21 protein-coding genes are annotated in these 21,513 nt (G+C 62.7%); 13 read left to right on the forward strand and 8 right to left on the reverse strand.

Annotated features, from left to right (window positions below):
• Positions 1–215: 215 nt before the first annotated feature.
• The 4 genes from KA184_15935 (at position 216) to leuD (ending at position 1,926) form a co-directional block, all read left to right on the forward strand.
• On the forward strand, positions 216–530 hold the full coding sequence (locus KA184_15935; GenBank protein MBP8131069.1) for a nucleotidyltransferase domain-containing protein: 315 nt from the start codon (positions 216–218) through the stop codon (positions 528–530).
• A complete protein-coding gene (locus KA184_15940; GenBank protein ID MBP8131070.1) occupies positions 527–934 on the forward strand; it encodes a HEPN domain-containing protein in 408 nt (135 codons plus the stop codon). The genes KA184_15935 and KA184_15940 overlap by 4 nt, the downstream gene beginning before the upstream one ends.
• Positions 927–1,241 (forward strand): nucleotidyltransferase domain-containing protein, encoded by a 315-nt coding sequence (locus KA184_15945; protein MBP8131071.1) that lies wholly within the window; start codon positions 927–929, stop codon positions 1,239–1,241. The genes KA184_15940 and KA184_15945 overlap by 8 nt, the downstream gene beginning before the upstream one ends.
• 91 nt (positions 1,242–1,332) lie before the next feature.
• Positions 1,333–1,926, forward strand: coding sequence for a 3-isopropylmalate dehydratase small subunit (leuD, locus tag KA184_15950; protein ID MBP8131072.1), 594 nt, complete (start codon positions 1,333–1,335; stop codon positions 1,924–1,926).
• Here the strand turns inward: leuD and KA184_15955 are convergent.
• A complete protein-coding gene (locus tag KA184_15955; protein ID MBP8131073.1) occupies positions 1,871–2,179 on the reverse strand; it encodes a nucleotidyltransferase domain-containing protein in 309 nt (102 codons plus the stop codon). The two genes, leuD and KA184_15955, sit on opposite strands and share 56 nt — an antisense overlap.
• A 422-nt stretch (positions 2,180–2,601) precedes the next feature.
• Between KA184_15955 and KA184_15960 the strand changes: the two genes are divergently transcribed.
• Positions 2,602–2,901, forward strand: a complete 300-nt coding sequence (locus KA184_15960; GenBank protein MBP8131074.1) for an FmdB family transcriptional regulator — start codon at positions 2,602–2,604, stop codon at positions 2,899–2,901.
• Between the two features lie 36 nt (positions 2,902–2,937).
• On the opposite strand, the gene KA184_15965 is transcribed toward KA184_15960, so the two are convergent.
• A complete protein-coding gene (locus KA184_15965; GenBank protein ID MBP8131075.1) occupies positions 2,938–4,239 on the reverse strand; it encodes an aminotransferase class III-fold pyridoxal phosphate-dependent enzyme in 1,302 nt (433 codons plus the stop codon).
• Positions 4,240–4,467: 228 nt separating this feature from the next.
• Here KA184_15965 and KA184_15970 point away from each other — a divergent pair, with 228 nt between their 5' ends.
• Genes KA184_15970 through KA184_15985 form a run of 4 tightly spaced genes read left to right on the forward strand, consistent with a single transcriptional unit; the run spans position 4,468 to position 8,501 of the window.
• Entirely contained in the window at positions 4,468–6,141 is a 1,674-nt protein-coding gene (locus tag KA184_15970; protein MBP8131076.1) for a CocE/NonD family hydrolase, read from the forward strand.
• 34 nt (positions 6,142–6,175) lie between these two features.
• Entirely contained in the window at positions 6,176–7,189 is a 1,014-nt protein-coding gene (locus KA184_15975; GenBank protein MBP8131077.1) for a glycosyltransferase family 2 protein, read from the forward strand.
• A gap of 3 nt (positions 7,190–7,192) precedes the next feature.
• Positions 7,193–7,498, forward strand: a complete 306-nt coding sequence (locus tag KA184_15980) for an MTH1187 family thiamine-binding protein (protein ID MBP8131078.1) — start codon at positions 7,193–7,195, stop codon at positions 7,496–7,498.
• 52 nt (positions 7,499–7,550) lie between these two features.
• The gene (locus KA184_15985; GenBank protein MBP8131079.1) at positions 7,551–8,501 is read left to right on the forward strand and encodes a glucosamine-6-phosphate isomerase; all 951 of its coding nucleotides are present in this window, start codon (positions 7,551–7,553) and stop codon (positions 8,499–8,501) included.
• A gap of 93 nt (positions 8,502–8,594) precedes the next feature.
• Here the strand turns inward: KA184_15985 and KA184_15990 are convergent, their stop codons facing one another.
• The 3 genes from KA184_15990 to KA184_16000 form a co-directional block, all read right to left on the reverse strand.
• Entirely contained in the window at positions 8,595–9,428 is an 834-nt protein-coding gene (locus KA184_15990; GenBank protein ID MBP8131080.1) for a sugar phosphate isomerase/epimerase, read from the reverse strand.
• Between the two features lie 324 nt (positions 9,429–9,752).
• Positions 9,753–10,109 carry a hypothetical protein gene (locus tag KA184_15995; GenBank protein MBP8131081.1) on the reverse strand — a complete coding sequence of 119 codons (357 nt, stop codon included), beginning with the start codon at positions 10,107–10,109 and terminating at the stop codon, positions 9,753–9,755.
• 182 nt (positions 10,110–10,291) lie between these two features.
• Positions 10,292–11,434, reverse strand: a complete 1,143-nt coding sequence (locus KA184_16000; protein ID MBP8131082.1) for a hybrid sensor histidine kinase/response regulator — start codon at positions 11,432–11,434, stop codon at positions 10,292–10,294.
• Between the two features lie 584 nt (positions 11,435–12,018).
• Here KA184_16000 and KA184_16005 point away from each other — a divergent pair.
• From KA184_16005 to xerD, 3 genes are all read left to right on the forward strand, one after another.
• Positions 12,019–12,441 (forward strand): sigma-70 family RNA polymerase sigma factor, encoded by a 423-nt coding sequence (locus KA184_16005; protein ID MBP8131083.1) that lies wholly within the window; start codon positions 12,019–12,021, stop codon positions 12,439–12,441.
• A gap of 301 nt (positions 12,442–12,742) precedes the next feature.
• On the forward strand, positions 12,743–13,381 hold the full coding sequence (locus tag KA184_16010) for an OmpA family protein (GenBank protein ID MBP8131084.1): 639 nt from the start codon (positions 12,743–12,745) through the stop codon (positions 13,379–13,381).
• A 107-nt stretch (positions 13,382–13,488) separates the two neighbouring features.
• A complete protein-coding gene (xerD, locus tag KA184_16015; protein ID MBP8131085.1) occupies positions 13,489–14,394 on the forward strand; it encodes a site-specific tyrosine recombinase XerD in 906 nt (301 codons plus the stop codon).
• Positions 14,395–14,449: 55 nt separating this feature from the next.
• Here xerD and KA184_16020 read toward each other — a convergent pair whose 3' ends face one another.
• From KA184_16020 to KA184_16030, 3 genes are all read right to left on the reverse strand, one after another.
• Positions 14,450–15,397, reverse strand: a complete 948-nt coding sequence (locus KA184_16020) for an HD domain-containing protein (protein MBP8131086.1) — start codon at positions 15,395–15,397, stop codon at positions 14,450–14,452.
• A 74-nt stretch (positions 15,398–15,471) separates the two neighbouring features.
• Complete coding sequence (locus tag KA184_16025; protein ID MBP8131087.1) at positions 15,472–16,902, reverse strand: sulfatase-like hydrolase/transferase; 1,431 nt, start codon at positions 16,900–16,902, stop codon at positions 15,472–15,474.
• 9 nt (positions 16,903–16,911) lie between these two features.
• Positions 16,912–18,252, reverse strand: a complete 1,341-nt coding sequence (locus KA184_16030) for a Gfo/Idh/MocA family oxidoreductase (GenBank protein ID MBP8131088.1) — start codon at positions 18,250–18,252, stop codon at positions 16,912–16,914.
• A 697-nt stretch (positions 18,253–18,949) separates the two neighbouring features.
• Between KA184_16030 and KA184_16035 the strand changes: the two genes are divergently transcribed.
• The gene (locus KA184_16035; GenBank protein MBP8131089.1) at positions 18,950–21,427 is read left to right on the forward strand and encodes a hypothetical protein; all 2,478 of its coding nucleotides are present in this window, start codon (positions 18,950–18,952) and stop codon (positions 21,425–21,427) included.
• The last annotated feature ends 86 nt before the right edge of the window (positions 21,428–21,513 follow it).

Below are 21,513 nucleotides of genomic sequence, written 5' to 3' on the forward strand. Positions count from 1 at the left end.
TCGAGGGACGCCAGGGAAAAGGCGGCCGCACGCACCTCGTCAGCCCGGCCATGGCCATTGCGGCCGCCGTCAAAGGCCATTTCGTCGACATCCGCGAGTGGGAATACAAATAGCGCGGCATGGGCGCCCCCCATGTTCTTCAATCACGGGCGAGACGCCCGTGCCACGGCGAAAAGACGTATAATTGGGCTGAAAGTGAGAGAGAACACAGTAGCATGACCGATCAGGAGCTGATACAAGCCGTCAAGGCAATCGTACTGCGCTTCGATCCGAACGCGCGGGTGATTCTGTATGGTTCCCGTGCGCGTGGCGATTCCCAGCCGGATTCGGACTGGGACTTCCTGGTGCTGCTAAATGAAGAACTTCCGCGAACAACGCAGAGAGACCTGGAGCACCAGCTAAATGAGCTCGAGTTGGAGACTGGAACGATCATTTCTATGTTCTTCCGCACGAAGCGGGTATGGGATTCCGCGCTTCTGAAGGCAACCCCGTTCCACGCTGCCGTGTCGAGGGAAGGAGTCGTCGTATGACTCCGGAACAGCGGGAATTGGTTCGTTACAGACTTGAACGGGCGCGTACAGCCCTTCGCGACGCGAGATCGTTGTTTGAGCTTGGAAGTCTCAGTACCTGTGTAAACAGGCTCTACTACGCTTGTTTCTATTCGGTAACCGCCTTGCTCGCCATCAGGAACCTGGTCAGTACCAAACATACGGGCGTCCGATCGTTGCTGCATCAGCACTTCGTACGTCCGGGATTGGTGAGCATTTCATCGAGTGACCTGTATGGCGCGCTCTTCCGTTACCGCCAGCAGTTCGATTACGTGGACTTCTCGGACGCTACGCAAGAGCAGGTCGAGGAGTGGCTTCCCGCCGCTGAATGCTTCGTGGCGGAGATTGTCGCGATAATTGATCGAGAAAAGGCATCCAGTGAGTAATCAGGAACTCATACAAGCCGTCAAGGCAATCGTATTGCGCTTCGATCCGAACGCGCAGGTGATTCTGTATGGTTCCCGTGCGCGTGGCGATGCCCAGCTGGATTCGGACTGGAACTTCCTTGTACTGCTGGACCGCGAAAAGGCGCGGGAAATCGACCGCGACATACATGAGGCACTTTACACACTCGAACTGGATGCCGGCGAGGTCCTGTCGGCCATCATTCGCACCAAGGGCCAATGGGATACGCCGCTCGTGCGCGCCACTCCGTTTCACCGGTTCGTGACTCCGGAAGGAATTCCCGTATGAGCCCGGAACAACAATCGGGGACGGGCACAAGCGAGTCTTCGGGACGCCAACCAGCCAGATTGACGACTGCCAAAAATCAGGAGCCTTACTCATGCAACCTTTTACCCGACACACCGGCATAGTCGCGCCGCTCGAAGCGCTCAACGTGGACACGGACCAGATCATCCCGAAGCAGTTTTTGAAGAGAATCGAGCGCACGGGATACGAGGACATGTTGTTCTACGACTGGCGCTATCTCGACGACGGCAAGACGCCGAACCCCAATTTCGAGATGAACGCGCCGCGCTACCAGGGCGCGAGCATCCTGCTGACCAAGGACAACTTCGGATGCGGCTCATCGCGCGAACATGCGCCCTGGGCGCTCCACGACTACGGGTTCCGCTGCATCCTCGCGCCGTCCTACGCGGACATCTTCTACAACAACTGCTTCAACAACGGCATGCTGCCCATCACGCTGCCCATTGAGACCATCGAGCAGTTGTTCGCCGAAGTCCGCGCTCAGGAAGGTTACCACCTGACCGTCGACCTCGAACAACAGACGGTCACCAGGCCCGGCGGCGGCATTATCCGTTTCGACCTGCACCCGTTCCTCCGCGAACGCCTGCTCAACGGCTGGGACCAGATCGGACTTACGCTGCGTTTCGAAGACAAGATCGCGGCGTACGAGACTGCGCGGGGAATTTAAGCGAAGTCATGCGCCGGACGCAGACGCGACCCGGTTCAAGCAGCACACTGGACCCGCGCGGTGTTCGCATGTCGGCCTTGCGGCCCAGCGGTGCGCTGAGTTCTTCTTCCATTTCGGCGACATCAAACAAGCTCGGCACGTGGTCCGGGTCGTATTCGAAGAGCACGCCGATGTCGCTGTCTGGTCCGAAGAGGTGCGTCAGCACCGACCCGAACAGCGCCAGCTTGTCGCCGTAAGTGTTCAAGCTGGTCACGTTGTTGGTCCTGAGGCAGGCTTCGGAACAGGCGAATTGCTTGCTCAACGCGAGAGGTAATGCTTGGCGCCCTTGGCGAGGCCAGGAGCGCCTGGAAGAACTGAACGATCTCAGCGATACGCTCGAGCGGCAAAGGTATCGGGTTATTCAGGCTATACAGCATGTCATCCTCGGATCTTCGTGCGGCCGAGCGCCCTGAGCGGAGCCGTCTCTTGCGCAGAGCGCACCAGAATAATCCAACGCAGAGTCGCAAAGGACGCGGAGAATTGCAGATAGAGGCTGCGCGGCAATTCTCTTGAACGGGCCTCTCCCATGTGACCTCCTCCACGTTGCTCTGCGGCCTCGGCGTCTCCGTGTTGCATTCTTCCCGGACGCATCGGCGTATAATATATGATGTGATTGACAGCGCAGAGGCTTTCAGCATGCCCATTTATACGTACCAGATTATTCACGAGGACGGGACGGAAGGCGACACGTTCCAGGTGGTGCGGCGGATGAGCGATCCGCCGCTGACGCGGCACCCGGAAACGGGCGAACGCGTCGTGCGCGTGTATGAGGCGCCGAATATCGCGGGGAAGTGGAGCGAAAGCGCGACGAAGGCGCAGATGAGCGACAAGAACCTGGAACGGCTCGGGTTCACGAAGTACCAGCGCTTGGGCAAGGGCCAATACGAGCGCACGGCGGGCAGTCTCGGCCCGCCGAAACTCGATGCGCGCGACTAGCCCCGGCGCGTGAGGCCTACGCGACGCCGCGTCGAGTTACAGCGTCCGCAGGACCTTCTCAATGACCGCCAGCGCCTCGTCCAGCACGGGCTCCGTGTGTTGCGCGGAGACGGTGAAATCGGTGTGGAAATAGAGACCCTCCTCGATACACCGCCTGAAGAAGCGCTTCATCGTTTCGCGGTCGAGCTTCGCGAACTGCGTGTAGTCCGTAACGCGCTCCGTGACGCCGAAATAGAGGAAGAAGTTCGCGCCAAGCCACTGCACGCTCACCGGCAGCCCGGCGCGGCCGAAGCGATCCTGCACCGCGCGCAGGAACCGGTCGGCGCGGCCCAGCCAGGCATCGTAGAAGCCGGGCGTTTCCATGATGCCCATGGCCGCGAGCCCGGCGGCGCAGCCGAGAAGGTTGCCCGAGAACGTGCCCCCGGCGACGACGGGGTCGTCCGGGTCCATAATCTTCTCCATGATCCGGTCGCGGCCCGCCACGGCTGCGAGCGGAAATCCGTTGGTCAAGGCCTTGCCCAGCGCGCAGAGGTCGGGCGTCACGCCATAATACCCCTGCGCGCACGAGATGCCCGTGCGGAAGCCGGACAGGATTTCGTCGAAGATGAGCACGATGCCGTGCCGGTCGCAGGTCGCGCGCACCGCGCGCAGATATTCGGCCGTGGTGGTGACGCACCCGTTGTTGTAATCAATGGGATTCATCAGGATCGCCGCGATCTCGTGGCCCTTGTCCCGGGCCAATGCAGCGAATACGTCCGCATCGTTCCACGGAATCACATACAGCGTGTCGCGGATTGCCTGCGGTATGCCCGCGGTCAGCCCGCCGATGCGCGAGGGGCGGCCGCCCGGATTGTCCGCGTCGATCTTGTGCGCGAGGTTGTTGCACAGCACGTAGTCGTGCACGCCGTGGAAATGGCCGTCGATGCGCACGACCTTCTCGCGGCCCGTGTAGCCGCGCGCGAGCCGCAGGCACAGCAGCGTCGCCTCGCTGCCCGAATTCGTATAGCGCACCTTCTCCGCGCACGGCACGTGCTCCACGATCTTCCTCGCGAGGTCCGCGGTCAGGTAGCTGTCGTGCTCCGCGAACAGCCCGCATGCGAGCGCGCGCTGAATCGCTTCCGCCACTTCGGGCCGGTTGTGCCCGAGCGGACACGCCCCATGCCCCATGAAAAAGTCGATGAACCGCCGCCCGGAGACATCGTGAATATACGGGCCTTCCGCGCGCTGCACGTAGAGCGGCTCGCCCGTGAACGGGTTGCGGCGGAAACTCGACGAGACCCCGCCCATCAAGTACCGGGACGCATAAGCGTACAATTCCTGTCGCTGTTCTGTCTGCACTGGACCAATCCTCGAGATGTGTTGCCCAGATTCGAGGCCATTGCACCCGTGGCGTAGTGTAATGGCGCAAGGAATCGGGCGCAAACGTGACAAGCGCGCCCCCCCAAATTCCCGGAAAGCACATGCTGAAGCCGGGAAGGCAGCCGCATACGCCCAATGCTGAAACGCGGTGTCCGTTCACGCGGTCTATAGCTTTTGAACGCGCGGTTGCGACAGGGCGGAGGGATCATGATGCCGGAAGCGCGGTTGGTGCGGTATGGCCTGCTCATTGGCATGGCGTCGCTCGCTTTTCTGCCGGGCGCCATAGCGGAAGAGCCCACGGAACACGTCCGCGTTCCGATGACCGACGGAACGCGTCTGGCCACGGATGTGTACCTTCCCGACGGTCACGGGCCGTGGCCAGCGATTCTGCTGCGTTCGACCTATGGCCGGTTCTTCCCGATGGAGGGTTTCCTGAACGACGGCTACCGCGAGGCGGGCTATGCGTGCCTGATGCAGGACCTGCGCGGGATGGGCGCGAGCGAAGGCGAGCCGCACGTGTTCTATGCCGACGGCTGGCGTCCGGGGTTGTCCGACGGGGCGGACACGGTCGCGTGGATGCGCGCGCAGCCGTGGTGCAATGGGAAGATTGGCACGTACGGCGGCTCGGCGCTCGGCATGACGCAGATGCTGCTCGCGCCCGCGACGCGCGGCTTGGCCGCGCAGGTCATTCACCGCGCTCCCGCCAGTTTCTACCATCATGGCCTGTACCACGGCGGCGTGTTCCGAAGGAACCTGGTCGAGGGCTGGCTCAACGGCGTGTTCCAGCCCCATCTCATCGCGGTCTACAAGGCCGAGCCGTCCTATGGTCCGGTCTGGGCGCCCTACGACACGGTGGCCAGGGCGGCGGACATTACGGCGCCCGCCGTGTTCTGCGGCGGCTGGTACGATATCTTCCAGCAGGGGACCATCGACGGCTTCACGTCCCGCGAACGCAACGGCGGCGAAGGAGCCCGCGGACGAAACTATCTCGTGATGAACTGGACGCCGCACCAGGGCGGCGTGCCCATGGACTACCATCCCAAGGCCAAGAACGGCATGGCCGTCGGCACGGGCCGGCTGGAACGCGCGTTCTATGACTGCCACCTCAAAGGCGACTGCGAGGCGCTGACGGGCATGCCGAAGGTCCAGTATTTCGTCATGGGCGACGACAGCGACCCGAACGCGCCGGGCAACGAGTGGCGCACCGCGGAAACGTGGCCGCCCTTCGCGACCGTAATTGCGCCGCACTACCTGCACGCGGACGGCGCGCTGACCCCGGCGTCCCCCAGCGCAAATGCGGCCTCGCTCGAGTTCGTCTATGACCCGAACGACCCCTGTCCGACCCGCGGCGGGCCGAACCTGTTCTTCAATGTGCCGCACGGGCCGCAGGACCAGCGGAAATACGGCCAGACGCGCAAGGACGTGCTGCAATTCGCCACCGCGCCGTTGCTTGAGCCGGTCGAGGTCACCGGCCGCGTGTCGGTCCGGTTGTACGTGTCCTCGGACGCGCCCGACACGGATTTCACCGCCAAGTTGGTCGATATCTACCCCGACGGCGACGGCCGCGAACTGAATATCCTCGATGGCATCCATCGCGTAAAGTACCGGTCGAGTCTCGAACAGCCCCAGCCGCCGCTGACCGGCCCAGACCAGGTCGTCGCGCTGGAAATTGACCTGTGGAGCACCAGCATCGTGTTCAACAAAGGACACCGGATCGGGTTGCACGTTTCGAGCAGCAATTATCCGCGCTTCGAGGTGAACCCGAGCACCGGCGCGGACTATCCCGAGCCGGGCAAGCCCATGCGCGTGGCGCATAATCGCGTTTACTGCGACGAGGCGCATCCCAGCGCGTTGCTCCTGCCCGTTCGCCCTGAAGAATAGGCGCGAGAGGCCGCCGCCACCGCGAAGAGGCAACGTGGCGGCGCGCCGGGCGCCTCTGCTATACCTTGTGCTCATGAGTCCGGAATCCGATAAGCGCCCTGTTCTGTCGCTTGTTGCGCCCGTCTATAACGAGCGCGACAATATCGTTCCTTTTCTCGAGGATGTAGCCGCCGTGCTCGACGCGATCACGCTCGAAAACGGCTACGAGGTCATCCTGGTCAACGACGGCAGCCGCGACGGCAGCGACGCGGTGCTCGACGAATGCGCCGCCGCGCGGCCCGGCATCGTGACCGTGGTCCATCTGGCGCGCAATTTCGGAATGGAACCGGCGATTCAGGCGGGGCTCGAGTACGCGCGCGGCGACGCCATCGTAGTAATGGATTCCGACCACCAGGACGACCCCGGGGCCATCGCAACGTTTCTCGAAAAATGGCGCGACGGCTACGAGGTCGTTTACGCCGTCCGCACGAAACGCGAGGAAGGCCGGCTGCACCGGTTCTTTTTCTGGTCTTTTTACCGGCTCTTGGGCTGGCTGGCGAATATCGAACTGCCATCGGACGCGAGCAATTTCGCGCTCATCGACCGGCGCGTCGCCGACGTGCTGCGCGCCATGCCCGAGCGCAACCGTTTCCTGCGCGGGCTGCGTGCATGGGTCGGTTTCCGGCAGGCCGGCGTGCCCGTGGCGCGGCGCGCGCGGCGCGCGCATAAGACGCGGCTGGGCTTCCGGGGCCAGTGGAAGCTGGCCATGAACGCCATTTTCTCCTTTTCTTACGTGCCCTTGTTCGTATTCCGGCTGGCCGGTATGGCGGCGCTGGTGCTGTCTGCCGTGCTGATTCTATGGGCTTTGTACCACAAGCTCATCGTGGGCCTGGCCCTGAAAGCGTGGGCGTCACAGTTGATCACCACGGCGTTTCTCGGCGGCATCAACTTGCTTGGGATCGGCGTGGTCGGCGAATACGTCGCCCGCATCTACGATGAAGTGAGACGGCGGCCCAATTTTGTCATCCACCACGTGACGCGCCGCGAACTGGGGTCATCAGGAGAGTAGGCCATGAAGGTCGTTGTTGATTTGTGCGTGATACCGGTTGGAGCGGGCGTTTCGCTTTCGGAATATATCGCCGCGTGCGTGCGCGTGCTGCGCGACGCAGGCTTGAAAACGCATCTGCACGCATACGGCACGAATGTCGAAGGCGATTGGAACGCGGTCATGGCCGCGGTCAGGCGCTGTCATGAGACGGTGCATGCCATGGGCGCGCCCCGGATCTGCACCACGATCAAACTCAGCACTCGGGTCGACCGGGATGATTCGATGGAAGAAAAAGTGCGCAGTGTGGAGGAAAAACTTGCGCCGGCGTGACGCCGCGCCAAGCGACGGGTACCATACATCAACGGAGGGTCAAGACATGGCCATCAACCTGCTCAGCACCATCAGGAATTCGATGCTTGAAGGGTTCTTTCCAGCCGGATGGGACCTCGAAAAACTGGACCGGCTGTGCGCCCGCGCGCCTGCGACCATTGTGCAGCGGGAATCCTGGTGGAACAGGAAATTCGAGCCCGTGCCCTGCCAGACGCTCGAGGATTTCGACACGATGATGGGCCACGAGATTGCCCTCGAGATCGCGCATGCGAAGAAAGCGAAGAAGCCCATTATGTTCATCTTGCCCGTCGGGCCGATGGGCATGTACCGGTGGGCCGTCTACTTCCTCAAGGAATGGGGCGTGGACTGTAGGCACGTGCACGGGTTCAACATGGACGAATGGAGCGACGCGAACGGCGCCACCTTGCCCTCGCGCGACCCCGGCGCATTCCAGAATGCGATGGAACAGGCCTTCTACGCGCCGCTCGGCAAGCTGACGGTGCCAAAGGCGCAACGCCACTTCGCGACGAAGAGCGACCTGCCACATTACCCCGCGCTGATCGCCGCACTGCGCAAGAAGGGCGCGCGGCTTGTCACCGTGTTCGGCATTGGCCGCGCGTGCCACATCGCCTTCTGGGAACCGCACTTCGCGGCGGAATACGACTCGCTGAAGGAGTGGAAAGCCGCCGAATACCGGCTCGCGGCGCAGTTGTGCCCCCTGACCATCGAACAGAACGCCATTACGAGCTTCAAGAGCCGCACCACGCTGGTATCGACCCGCGCCAACACCGTCGGGCCGGGGCTCTTCCTCAAATCGGACCGCATCATCGGCGGGGCGGACGGCGCGCTGGGCCGCGGCATGATGTGGCAGGGCATGTCGCTCTGGGCGACGCTGCACCACGCCCCGACGCCGTGGATTCCCAGCACGTTCATGCCCACGCTGCCGGGCCGCCTCTTCTTCCTCAAGGAACTGGCCGGCCCCCTCGAACCCGAGTGCAATTGACGGGCCGCGGTAACCGGCTTGCCATGAATGACGTGCGACAGCGTCCGCGGCCCGTGGCGGACAATCAGCACGGTGCGGAGGCCGCGCCGCCGCTCAACAGAACTGCTCGAGATACCAGGCGCCGCGCATGAACCCTTCTTCGCGCGTCTGGGTGTCGTCTTCGTGCTCGATGCTGAGCACGCCCTCGTAGCCGTTCGCGCGCAGGTGGCTTACGTATTCGCCCCAATTGATGTTGCCGAAGCCGGGGACCACATAGCGCCACCAGCCGTCCGCGTAGACGCCGGTCTTGGCGCGTTTCGCCTTGTCGACGAGCGTGTCCTTCGCGTGTGTGTGGAAAATGCGCTTGGCGAACAGGGACACGGGCAGCAGATGATCGCATTCCTGATGGTACAGGTGCGACGGGTCGTAATTGAGCCCGAAATGGCCGTCCGGAATGGCCTCGAACATGGCCTCGAAGGTGTCGATGCCCTGGAGACACGTCTGGAACCAGTTTTCGAGCGCGATGTTGACGTTTTTCTTTCGCGCATAAGTCAGGACCGGGCCGAACGCCTTCGGCAGGACCTTGCGGATCGTCTGGAGTTTCGTCATGCCGGGCACGGGGAACCCGCTGAGCATGCACACCACGTTCACGCCGAGCATGACCGCCGCGTCGATGGTCTTCTTCGCGTGCGCCTGGACGGCCTTCACTTTCTTGGCGTCGGTGATGTCACACGTGTAATAGCCCAGGCTCGATATTTCGAGGCCCCGATCTTCCAGTTTCTGCATGATGCCGTCCGCGACGGCGCGCGTCATCTTGGCCGGGTCTATGTGCTTGCTGCCGGGATACGCGACGACCTCGAGGCACGGGATCGACGCGGTGTCCGCGAATTCCAGCACCGTGTCGAAGGATTCATTTCTAAAGGGCGCGGTGAGCATACCCACTTTCATGGCGTTTCTCCTTGCTCGCTGACGTTCTTGCGGGACGGCGCGCGATATTGCGCGGGACGCATACTCTAACGCGGCGGCGCGCGCGGCGCAAGACGCAGGTGACACGCGCAGGGCGGGCTTCGCCGTTCTGGCGAAGGGTCTGCCATGCCCCGAGCCGTGCCGATTGGGTATGATCGAGCTTGTTCTTGACTGTCGCACGGCAAGGAAACACGGCAATGACCGCTTATGTGTTGTTCATGGGTTTGCTTACAGTGGTGCTCGTGGTGTGGCTCGTGGCGGCGTTGCGCGACGACTCGGGCAACGGGCCGCGGCGGTAGCCGAACGCTATTCCTCTCCGCGGGTCTTGCCGAATCCGAGCGAACGGAGAAAACCGTCGATATCGATTTCGTCCGCGCTCCCCGCGCCCGCGCGGAACCGCAGGGGATCGCGCAGGTAGGCGCGGTGGCACGCGGGGCACAGGTCCAGGCTGAACCGCTTGTACACCTGGTCTTCGACCTCGCTCGGGTCCTGGCCCCGCATGCGTTCAATCAGCGCCACAATCTCCGCGCGGTGGTCGCGAATGAGGTCGGCAAGATGCACCTCGATCTCGTCATAGGCGGCGCGCACGTCGATCGTGACCGTGTAGCGCAATGCCTGGCGCGTCAATTCCGCGCCGCAACCGTCGCATCGATAGTAGACCATGGCCGCCTCGTGAGTTCCGGAAAAGGCGCAGGGGCCAGTATAGCAGAAGCGGGCGGCCGGTTGGCGGTGCCGCCGTCCCGTTTGAAAATGCCGTGCGGGCCGGTGCAACGGCCTCCCCTCCGTCGCACGCCGGCCCGCAGGCCCTGATATGGCCAAAGCGTCCCGCGGCCGTGCCGGCGCAGTTACACAACGGGAAACCGGAGCACGAAACGCGCGCCGGCACCGTTGTCAGGCTCCTCAAAGGTCACGTCACCGCCGTGATGCTCCATCACGTGTTTCACCACGGACAACCCGAGCCCGGTGCCCCGTTCCGCTTTCGTCGTGAACAGGGCGTCGAATATCCGAAACCGGAACTCCTTCGGGATACCCGGCCCGTTATCCTCCACCGACAGGCAGACCCAGCCCGGCTCTTGCCAGCTGTGGACGCGAATGACCCTTGGCGCCGGCATGCCCTGCATGGCCTGGCTTGCGTTGGTGACCAGGTTCAGCACCGCCTGACGGACCAGCGCGATTTCGCCTGTCAGCATGGGCAAGTCCGGGTCGAGGGTCATTTCCGTCAGAATCTCCTGCTTGGTGAGAATGGGGCGGGCCACGTCCAGGCACGCGGTTGCGACGGTGTTCAGCGAGTAGGGCGTGCGCTTGCCGGGCGTCTGGCGCAGATAGTTCATCGTCGTGCGCACGATGTCCGTGCAATGATCGATCTGCGCGCTCATGGTCTTCAGACGCGCGTCCAGGTCGGGCCGGTCGGGGTTGCGCAGGAGCATCTCGATATGCGTGCCGATGACGGACAGCGGCGTGCCGAGATCGTGCATGGTCCCCGTGACCAGACGGCCCAGGGTCTCAAACCGGTTCGCCTGAAACGCCAGTTCTTCCAGCGCGCGGTGTTCGAGCATCTCCCGGCGTTTCGCGAGAGAGGCGCGGACGCGCGCCAGCATCTGGTTGTTGTCGAACGGTTTTTCCATGTACGCGAAGGCGCCGAAGTCCATCGCCTGGACCGCCGTGCCCAACTGACCGTAACCCGTGAGAATGATAACCTCCGCTCCCGGGAACCGCTCGCGCACCTGCCGTAACAGGTCGATGCCCGACTGGTCGGGCATCCGGAGGTCCGTAATGATCAGGTCGATGACCTCATGCTCCAGGAACGCCATCGCCGCGGCGACACCGTCCGCGGTCAAGACGCGATACTCCTCCTTGAGCAGCATTCTCAGCGCCTGACGCGGACCGTTCTCGTCATCCACAATTAGAATGGTTGCCTGATTGCCCTCCATAGGGAGGTCCCCATCCACCGTGTCCACAAATTCGACGACTGCTGTTTGCGTGGCCATAGTGCATGATTCCTTACACGAGTTTGGACGAAAAAATGCATGAGCAAGAGAGCAAGTGTCGTGCCAGCAAATACGTTTCCGGCAGAACCGGCAGAGATTTATTGATTTATCGCCGTATTCGCGGCTGATTGCAGTTGTTCAATTCTGTACAAAGGGCCGATGAGTGGCCAGACGGCGTTCAAAAATGTACAAGCGGAGACTGGCGCGTAGCGGCCGGAGTATGCATAGACCCGTGTATCGGCGAGGGAGTTCTTGCATCCAGGCAGGGATTTCTGATAAGGTTTTTACGTTCACGACGGAACAAGGGAGTCAAGATGGCCCCGCGGTATAACAATAAGCGCATGGCAATGTGGCGTATCTGCTTTACGCAGTGGGTACGCACGCATGCCATTACGGCGCGGGGCGCTCCTCCTGAGGGCAAAGCCGTGAGCTAGACACAAGCTCCAGAAGAAACGGTAAGTCGCCGCAGGTGAGGCCCAGCCCAACCTGCGGCGATGTGTTTTTGGGGTCCTGTTCGACAGGGCGGGATCGGGAAATGCGGCCGGCGATACGGACGGCCGCAAGGACGATGAGGAATACAGACCATGGCTACATTCAACCCCGAATACTGGGAAGTCGCAACGGACGCGTCGCGTCTGGACCGGTTCTCCTCGCATGCGGCCCTTTGGTTCGAGACGGATACGGACCGCGAGCGGCGCTATGCGATGCAAGACTTCTATCGTGCGGTTTCCCCCGTGGTCCGCGGCCTCATCGACAGCAAGCTGACGCGGCGGCAGCGGGAAATCCTGCGGCTGTACTACATCGATGGTAAAACGCAGGAGGATATCGCGGCGCTGCTCTCGGTCAGCCAGTCTACCGTAAGCCGGCACCTCTTCGGCACGGTGCGCTCGGGCAAGAAGGTCGGCGGCGCCATTCCCAAGCTGCGCAAAGCCATAGACGTCGCGGCGCCCCCTGAGGTCGAGCGGGCGCTCGTGGACCTGCGGCGGCGTCTGGCATGCGCCTCCTGAACGTGACGGCGGCGGCGCGAAACCGTCCATCCGGACTGGAAAAGACGGGCCGGCAAACGCGCCGCCGCCGTGCCGGAGGAAGCGGGGAACGGGACTTGCATGAGCCGCAAGCATGTGCTACACTTAGCCTGTGACCAGTGGAGACCTCCACTCCCCAGGATCCGGTGGAGGGGGACAGGGTCAAGAAATTCTTGACACGAGCGTGTAAGTTTGGTTAAATGAGTTATTGGACGCCTGGACGGGGCAGGCGTCGTGCCAGAATGGACAGGTAACAAGTCTACGTGCAGAAGGAGAGACAGCAATGAAGAAGGTAGTCATGTTGGCGTTGATGGCTGCTCTGGTCGCCGGCACGGCGCAGGCCGCGAAAGTCTGGGACGACATGTCCTGGTGGGGCAACACAGGCGCGACGCCGGAACCGTACAAGTGCGTGAAGCATCCCGGTTACTGGTGGTGGCCGACCGTCCCCGCCTCGAACGCCGATGACGGCGAACTGTGGGGCAACCGCGGCATTGTTTACAGCATGTGGGAGCCGGCGGCGCCGCCAGCGGAACAGATTGCCGCGCCGCCCGCGCAGCCGGAAGCCCCGCCGGTGCGCACGGCCATCCTGATGAACAATGTCCTGTTCGACTTTGACAGCGCCGTGCTGAAGCCGGAAGGCAAGGCCGAGATCGACAAGCTGGTCGAAGCAATGAAGCAGTATCCGGGCGACACGGTCGTCGTGCTGGGCCACTGCTGCAATATCGGCACCGACGCCTATAACATGGGCCTTGGGCAGCGCCGCGCGGATTCCGTGAAGGCGTACATGGTCCAGCAGGGTGTCGCCGCGGAGCGCATCCAGTCGGTCAGCAAAGGCGAGACCTCCCCGCTGAATGACAACAGCACGCCGGCATTGCGCGCCCTGAATCGCCGCGCCGAATTCCAGATCACGGTTGTCAACTAATATCTAACGGCCTCAGGCCGTTACCGCATACGCAAGCAGCGTTCAGGCCCTGGTGCTTCGTGCGCCGGGGCCTTGTTGTCTGACAACGGTCTCGTGGAGCGTCAACCATGTCCGCGGAAGAGGAGGCAAATCCGCTGCGGCCGCTGCTGGACCGCTTTATCCAGATGGTCGTCTTCGAAGCGGGCTTGGCCGAGCGGACCTTGGCCGCCTATGCGGCGGACTTGCGCCAGTATCTCGACTATCTCGAGGAAACCGGCATCGACGCGCCCGCGGGCATTATGCGCGAGGATATCGTCGACCATTTGACCGGCTTGCGGCTCGGGGGCATGGCGGCGCGGTCCATCACGCGTCACTTGAGCGCAATCCGGCGTTTTCACCGCTTTCTCAAGGAGGAAGGTATCGTGCGTCTGGACCCGGCGTCCGACCTCGAGACGCCGCGGCTCCGGCGTGGCTTGCCCCATGTGCTCAACGGCGAAGAAGTGGAGCGGTTATTGGCCGCACCGGACAACGCGGCTCCGGCCGGCGTGCGCGACGCGGCCCTGCTCGAACTGTTCTACTCTTGCGGGCTGCGCATTTCCGAGCTTGCGAAACTGCCGCTGCGTGACGTATCGCTGGAGGAGAGCCAGCTGCGCGTGCGCGGCAAGGGGTCGAAGGTCCGGCTGGTACCCTTGGGCGCTCGCGCCATAGAACGGCTGCGCGCATGGCTTGACGTACGCAACGCGGGGCCGGTCCACGACGACGCGCTGTTTCTCGGGCCGCGCGGCCGGCGCATGAGCCGGACCACGGTATGGAAGATTGTGAAGCGGTACGCGCGCTCGGCCGACATCACGCAGAATGTCACACCGCATATGCTGCGCCACTCCTTCGCGACCCATCTGCTCGACAACGGCGCCGACCTGCGCGCCGTGCAGGAAATGCTCGGGCATGCCGATATCAGCACGACGCAGGTCTACACCCATGTCAGCGTGGAACGCCTCACCCAGGCCCACAAGCGGTTTCACCCGCGCGCCTGAACAGGCAGCCGGAGAATAAGGCCCAACCGCTGGGATGGCGGGCGGCGGGGGGCCGTTACCGTTCCTTCGCGTAGATGACCCGGTTGATCAGCGGCAGGAAGTCCGACCAGGCTTGGCGCTTGTCGCGCGTTTCCTCGATAACGCGCGCGACAGCAGCCGTCTGCGCGTCCAGGTTGTCGATGTGGTAAAGAGCGACGGCCTCTAACGTTTTCGGCAGCACCGGCGCGCCGTTCACGAACTCGCCGTGGTGCGACAGGACGCAGTGTATCAGTTCCATGCGCAAGTTGCGCGGAAACCCGTCGATCGCGCGGATGCGGTCCTGCACCAGGTCCACGCCGATTTGCACATGCCCGATCAGCTTGCCCTCGGTGGTGTAGTCGACGAACAGGTCGTGCGACATCTCCTGCAGTTTGCCGATATCGTGCAGGAACACGGCGGTAAGCAGGAGGTCCCGGTCCAATTCGGGGAAAAGCTCGCACATGGTCTGCGCAATGCGCCCCATCTCGTAACAGTGCCGCACCAGCCCACCGCGATACGCATGGTGCCACTTTTTCGCGGCCGCGGCGGAGGTAAAGCGCTCCATGAACGCCCTGTCCTCAAAAAACGACCCCACGAGTTGCTTCAACCACGCGTTCTCGATCGTGTCCAGCACGGCGCGCAGCCGATTCAGGTCCGCGCCCGTGTCTTCGGCGGCGGAGACGAGGTCGTCCGTGCTGTATTCGCCCTCGCGCAGCGGCAGCACCTGGTCCACCTGAATCTGGAGGTTGCCCTGGTAGACGTTCACGCGCCCGCGCACGTTCACCACGTCGCCCACCTCGAACAGACGCGCCACTTCCGCCGCGTTGTTCCAGAGCACGCCGCCGATGTCGCCGGTCTTGTCCTTGAAGACCATGCCCAGAAAATGGCCGCCCGACTGCTTGGGCCGCAAGTCCTTCCGCACCGCGACGAAGTAGTCGTTGACGGTGTCGCCTTCTTGAAGCCGATTGACATACTGACTTTTCATGCGCGCCTCTCCGCAGCCCGTGGGCATTGAGGATGTAGAGTAGCTTTTGGGTCACACGGCGCGCAAGGCGCCCTTCACGCGCGATACCACGCGTCGTAACACGGGTCGTCCGCCTTTCTCATGGCCCGCCGCAGCAACGCGTGCATCTCCGCGACACGCTCCGCGTGCGCCGGCTCCCCGGCGAGATTGACGCATTCGCCGGGGTCGGCTTCCAAATCGAAGAGTTGCGCGGTGCGCCGGCCCCCGACGATATAGCGGATAAACTTCCACCGTCCGGTGCGTACGGCCCGCTGCACATCGCGGTACGCGAAGAAAAGCAATTCGCGGCCTTGCGCGCCCGCGCCCGTGAACGCGGACGCGGCGCTTGCGCCTTCCGGCGCGGCTGGGTCCACAAGGCCGGACAAGGCTGGAAACACATCCGAAAGATACCACAATGCGTCACGTTGTTCGCCGCGCGGGATTCCCGGGCCGCACAAGATGAGCGGTACGCGCACGCTGTGCTCGTAGAGATTCTGCTTGCCCAGCAGCCCATGGCTGCCGATGGCGAGCCCGTTGTCGGAAGCAAAGACGATGATGGTGTTTCCGGCCCGGCCCGATGCTTCCAGCGCCTCGAGCACGCGCCCGACCTGCGCGTCGAGATGGGAGATCATGCCGTAATACGCGGCGAGATGCCCGCGGACCGTCTCGGGCGTGCGCGGCCACGGCGCCAATTCCTCATCGCGGATGCGGAGTTCTCCGTTGTCGAACGGATGTTCCGGCAGGAAGTTCGACGGCAGCGGCAGGCTGTCCGGCGCGTACCTGCCGGCGTAGTCGCCCGGCGGCGTGCGCGGGTCGTGCGGCGCGCTGTATGCAACATACGCAAGGAACGGTGCATCTCCGTCGTAGTCGCGCAGGAACCGGACGGCGCTGTCGCTGAACAGTTCGCTCGAAAATGCGCCGCCCGTGTAAGCCTTTCCCTTCGGGTACTCGCCCGACGGATCAAAATCGAACACGGTCATTTTTGAATGGTCGGACATGCCGCCGAAGAAGATCGCGGCCCCGGCCGCGAATCCGCGCGTCAGAGACTCTTTACCGTTGTGCCACTTCCCCGTCACGAAGGTGTGGTACCCGGCCGCGCGGAATTGCTCCGGGAACGTGACACAGGGACTCGAGTCCGCCACGGGCGGCACGCTGCCCGGCCCGAGCAGGGATGCAGGCAGATGGAAAAGCGGCCTTCCGGTCAGCAGCATGGCGCGGCTGGCCACGCAAACCGCGGGCAGCGTCGACCCCATGATGTGCGCGTTTGTGAACGCCGTGCCGCGCGCCGCCAACGCATCCAGCGCGGGCGTCTGGATGTTCGGGTTGCCCAGCGCATGAATCGTGTCGAAGCGCTGATCGTCGGTGAGCAAGAAGAGGATGTTCGGCGGCTGCGCGGCAGCGGAGGAAGTCCGCATGCCGCCGCCCAAGGCCAACGCGGCAGCGCCCGACCCCGTCCACCGCAGAAACGCGCGTCTCGACGTATACATCGCGTGTCTCTACACCTGGTCCGGCACGACCCAGGGTTCGCGATAGACACGCTTCACGAGCGCGTTTGCTTCGTCGTCGCCGATGAACCCTTCCGTCGCCGGATCGATGTGCAGGCGCCGCCCGGTGCGGTACGCGATATTGCCATAGTGGCATAGCAGTGTCGAATAGTGCACCTGCTCGATATCGGCCCGCGGCAATTCCCGGGACCGTATGCACGAAATAAAATCGGCGATGTGCGCCAGTTGCATCGCCATGAACTGGCCGGTCTCCGCAAGAACCGGTTCCTCGTTTGCGTCGAAGACCTGCCAGCCGTCGCTGTGACGCCCGAGAAACATGAACTGCTTGCTGCCGTAGATTTCGATACGCGTGCCGTTGAAGGGCCAGTTTGGAATGCCGTCCTCGTCGCGCGCGGGCACGTCCGTCTTCTTGAGGTACGGCGTCCAGAGCGTCTGCTCGAAGACCATGGTCAACCCGTCATAGTCCCAATTGACCGTGTGCGTGTCGGGCGTTTCCTGGTCGTCCTTGAAAAAGTGGATGCCGCCCGCTGAGGTCACGCTCTTCGGATACTGCCGGTCGATCATCCAGCGTGCGATGTCAATTTGATGCACGCCGTCGTTGATGATGTCGCCGCCGGAGAAGTCCCAGAACCAGTGCCAGCTATAGTGGAACCGGTTCTCGTTAAAGGGCCGCGTGGGCGCGGGACCAAGCCACATGTCGTAATCGACGCCTTCCGGCGGCTCGGAATCGGGTTTGCGCCCGATGGGCGAACGCACCTTGCTGTTCAACACGCGCACGAAGTGCACCTCGCCAAGTTCTCCCGACTGGATGTAGTCGAACGCCTTCTGGCAATACGCGCCGCTGCGGTTCTGCGTGCCGGCCTGGACCACGCGCGCATACTTGCGCGCGGCCTCCACCATCTTCCGGCTTTCCCAGATGTTGTGCGACGTCGGCTTCTCGACGTACACATCCTTGCCCGCCTGGCAGGCGAGCACCGTGCCCAGCGCATGCCAATGGTCCGGTGTCGCGTTGATGATTGCGTTGACCTCGGGGTTATCCAGCATCCGCCGGAAATCCTGCAGCACTTCCGGGCGCGTCCCCGTTACGCTCTCGATGTTCTTCGCGCACTTCTCCGCGCGGCGCAGGTCCGGGTCCGCCACCTGCCGGATTTCCACGTCGCTCCGCTTCGCGAACAGGTCCGCCAGGTAACAACCGCGCCCGCCGCAGCCCATCAATCCGATAACGACCCGGTCGTTTGCGCCGGCGGCGCTCACCGAAAACCCGAGCGCCCCCGCCGCCACGCCCACGGCCGCGCCGTGTTTCAAGAATGCTCTGCGATTCATCTCTTCCATGACGCGTCTCCTCTTGTGACCCCGGCGGTCTTGCCCTATTAAGACACGCCCGCACCGCCCAGTCAATGCCGACCGCACCTCGGCGGGAGCGGCGCGATGCGAATCCCCCTGCCGAAGAGCCGCATGAGAGAGTGACCTTGCAGGTCGTTCAAGGCATTTGGGCGTGGGAAAACCAAGGTCCTTGACACGGGCGGCTCGTTGGTGCAACATTCAGGTCGGCCTGAGCATGTCTGTCGTGGCAGTGCAGGCATGCTTGGGGCCGTTACAGTTTGTGTGGGAAACGCACACGCCGGGGAGCTACGGTGAAGACCGGAAGGGAAGTACGTTTCCGTGCTGTTTGGCATGGGGCATTTAAGTCGGGATAGGCAATCAGGCGCATCGGTCTGGTAAGCCGCTGAACCGCGTAATGCCCGCCGGTACATAGTACCGCCCGTTTCGCAAACTGTGCCGCGAGACGCGGTCTGTCGGAAAGCCCCAACCCCCAATGCCCCGGAGTGGGGTTGAAATGGAGATGGGCAAGAGTCTCTGGACACGGCCGCTGAGCGGGGCAGGAGCATGTTTGCTTTCCGCAGCTCCGCCTTTGGTAATGGTCCTTGCAACAACGTTGATAGGCGCCTGGATGTTTGTGGGCATAGGCGGTCCGCCTTTCATACAAAGGACGCTTGCCCTCCCGTGGTTTTCATTCGGGCCCGCGATCATGATTGCCCGGGGCCAGGGTTTTCAGGAGGTAGCGCTTGCCGAGTGCCCGGAGGTGAGTGCGTTTCTTAATCAGGAGACGGCTTCCCTCGATGTCGCTAGACTTCCCGATCTTCTGCCGACGCAAGCGCTGCATTTCCACCACGGCCAACACCTCTACCTGCTTTATACGATAGGATTGGCGTGGCGCTGGTTCGGCATCTCATGGCTCACGCTGAAGGTCCTGCTCCTGGCGTTCTATACAATGCTGTTTCCTATCGCCTACGGTCTGTTTCGCCTGGGCATGAACCGGGTTCTGAGCGCGGCAGGCGCAATGCTCTTCTTGATGACGCCCTTTATGTTCGACATGGTGCTGGAGCCGCGGGATTTTCTCAAGGCGCCGTTTATCCTTGCCATGATGCTGCTTATCGGGCACGTAGTCAGGAAGTCCGTCAAGTTTCGCGCTCTCCTTGGTCTGGCTGCGGCGCTTGGCCTTGTTGTCGGCGTGGGGCTGGGTTTTCGCCACGATATCCGCATCTGTCTCATCCCCTGTATCTTTGCCCTTGCATGCTGTCCTCGAGGGGACAAGAGGAGGCCTCACCTGCAACGGGTTGCGGGCGTCGTGGTATTTCTCGTGTCCTACATGGTCTTCTCTTGGCCGGTTCGGAATGCATACATCGAGTCCGGCACCCCGAGTCATGATGTGGTCATGGGATTGGCGACGCGGCTGGAGGACCGACTGGGGCTCGAGCGGGCGTCGTATGAGCGGCAGTATCACTTCCGAGACTGCCTTGCATGGGCCACGGTGAACGCTTATGCGCGGCGCGCGCTTGACCAGGAACAACCGCTTCATGACGATACGCCGGAACAGGAACAAGCAGGTCGGCAGCTCGTCATCGATGTCGTGAAGACTTTTCCCGCCGACATGCTGTTACGGGCTTATGCCACAGTCTTGTGGGTGCTCAGTGGGGCATTCTGGCCGTATCCGGACCTTGCGCCGCCGCCACATGCTTGTCTCCAAAGGTATGGGGTCCTGTGCGCCGTAGCGGCATTGTTGATTTTGAGTGCACAAAGCACACGGTTAGCCGGAACGGTCCTCGTGCTGTCGCTCTATTTCTTTGGATACATCTGCATCCAATTTCAATATCGACATGCGTTTCATCTGGCCTTCGTTCTACTTTGGATAGTGGGTTTCTTAATCCATCAGGCTTTGCGCGTCTTAAGTTATACGTTACGCGGAGGAGGAGGCGGGGGTGCAGTGGCGCTGCTGTGGCCGCCATCGCGCTGGTGGCGCGCCCCTGCGCTGCGGCGCATGCTGTTTTTCGCCGTCGCTGCGACAGCTGCAATTCTGGCGCCCCTATGGGCGGCGCGCGCCTATCAAACCCGGACCGTGAGCCGGCTTGCGGACAAATACGCTGCCGCCGCACTGCGGGCGCTTGAGGTGGAAGCCCGACCCAAGGACGATGCGGTCCTGTTTCATCTACGCGAGCCACTGGAAAGCCAATTCTGCCGGCCGGAATCTCATGATCGCCGTTACCGTGACGATCAGCTTGCCGTGGAATTGCAGGCCAGCCTTGAACGGCGGGAAGTCCAGATCGTGTACGCGGCATCCGATGGGTTGCCCGACAGCCTGTCATGGACCTTGACGATTGAACCGACAGGCGCTGAGGGTACCGCGAGACTCTTCTTTCCCGTGTACGACACGCCCCGGAACAGCGGCGCACGGTGGTCCCGGTTTGTGGGGGTCGCGCTGCCGCGCGCGCACGAGAACGAGTTCCGCGGCCTGTACAAAGTAACGCATGAGGAGCAGTTTCCCCGGGCTCTGATTTTTACCCTCCCCGCCGACAGGCGCATGCTGCGGCCCTATCAGACGTTGACTTGGGGCCACGAGCGTCTGACCCGCTACAACATGCTCCCGTTGCGCGTCGAGGAATTCCCATTCTATCGGGCATTCGAAGCCGCCAATCTGCGAGCGGCTGGGCGTTATCCTCTGAGCAAACAACTGTATCGAGATGGATTGACCTCATGGCCCACCAACCTCACTTGGCTCGTGGGCTTGGGGGAGACCCTGGCGGCGGAAGGGGACTGGGAAGGCGCGGCAACCGTTTTCCGGAGCGGCATCGACTCGGACCCAGCCTACTATGTTCCGTACCGGCATCTGTACGAACTACTGTTGCGGCATTGCAGCGCGGAAAACCGGCTGGCGGAATGGCGCGAAGTACTTGGCGACTATTCAGCATTCGGCCCTGCGCATCGGTATCTAGCGCTAACCTTGGACGAAGCAGGGGATACCACGGCTGCCGTTGATGCCCTCCGCAAGGCCGTGGAATTGGACCCGTGCGACGGCGAGGCGTTTGCGATCCTGGGCGCGTTGTTACGGAAGGCAGGCAGGACTGAGGAAGCGATGGCAGCTTATCACGCGGCGCTGGAGCTCAGGCCGCGCGACCTGGCTATACGGCAGCGCCTGGACGGGCTTTTGGCGGAACGGCGCGCGGGGTAAGCTTGCGGCGGTTCGCCGGCCTGCTCATCGGCGCAGACCAATAGACGGAAATGCCGTGCTGTGCCGCGGGCTGATAATATGGGGTC

The organism is Candidatus Hydrogenedentota bacterium (assembly GCA_018005585.1).
Taxonomy (GTDB): domain Bacteria; phylum Hydrogenedentota; class Hydrogenedentia; order Hydrogenedentales; family JAGMZX01; genus JAGMZX01.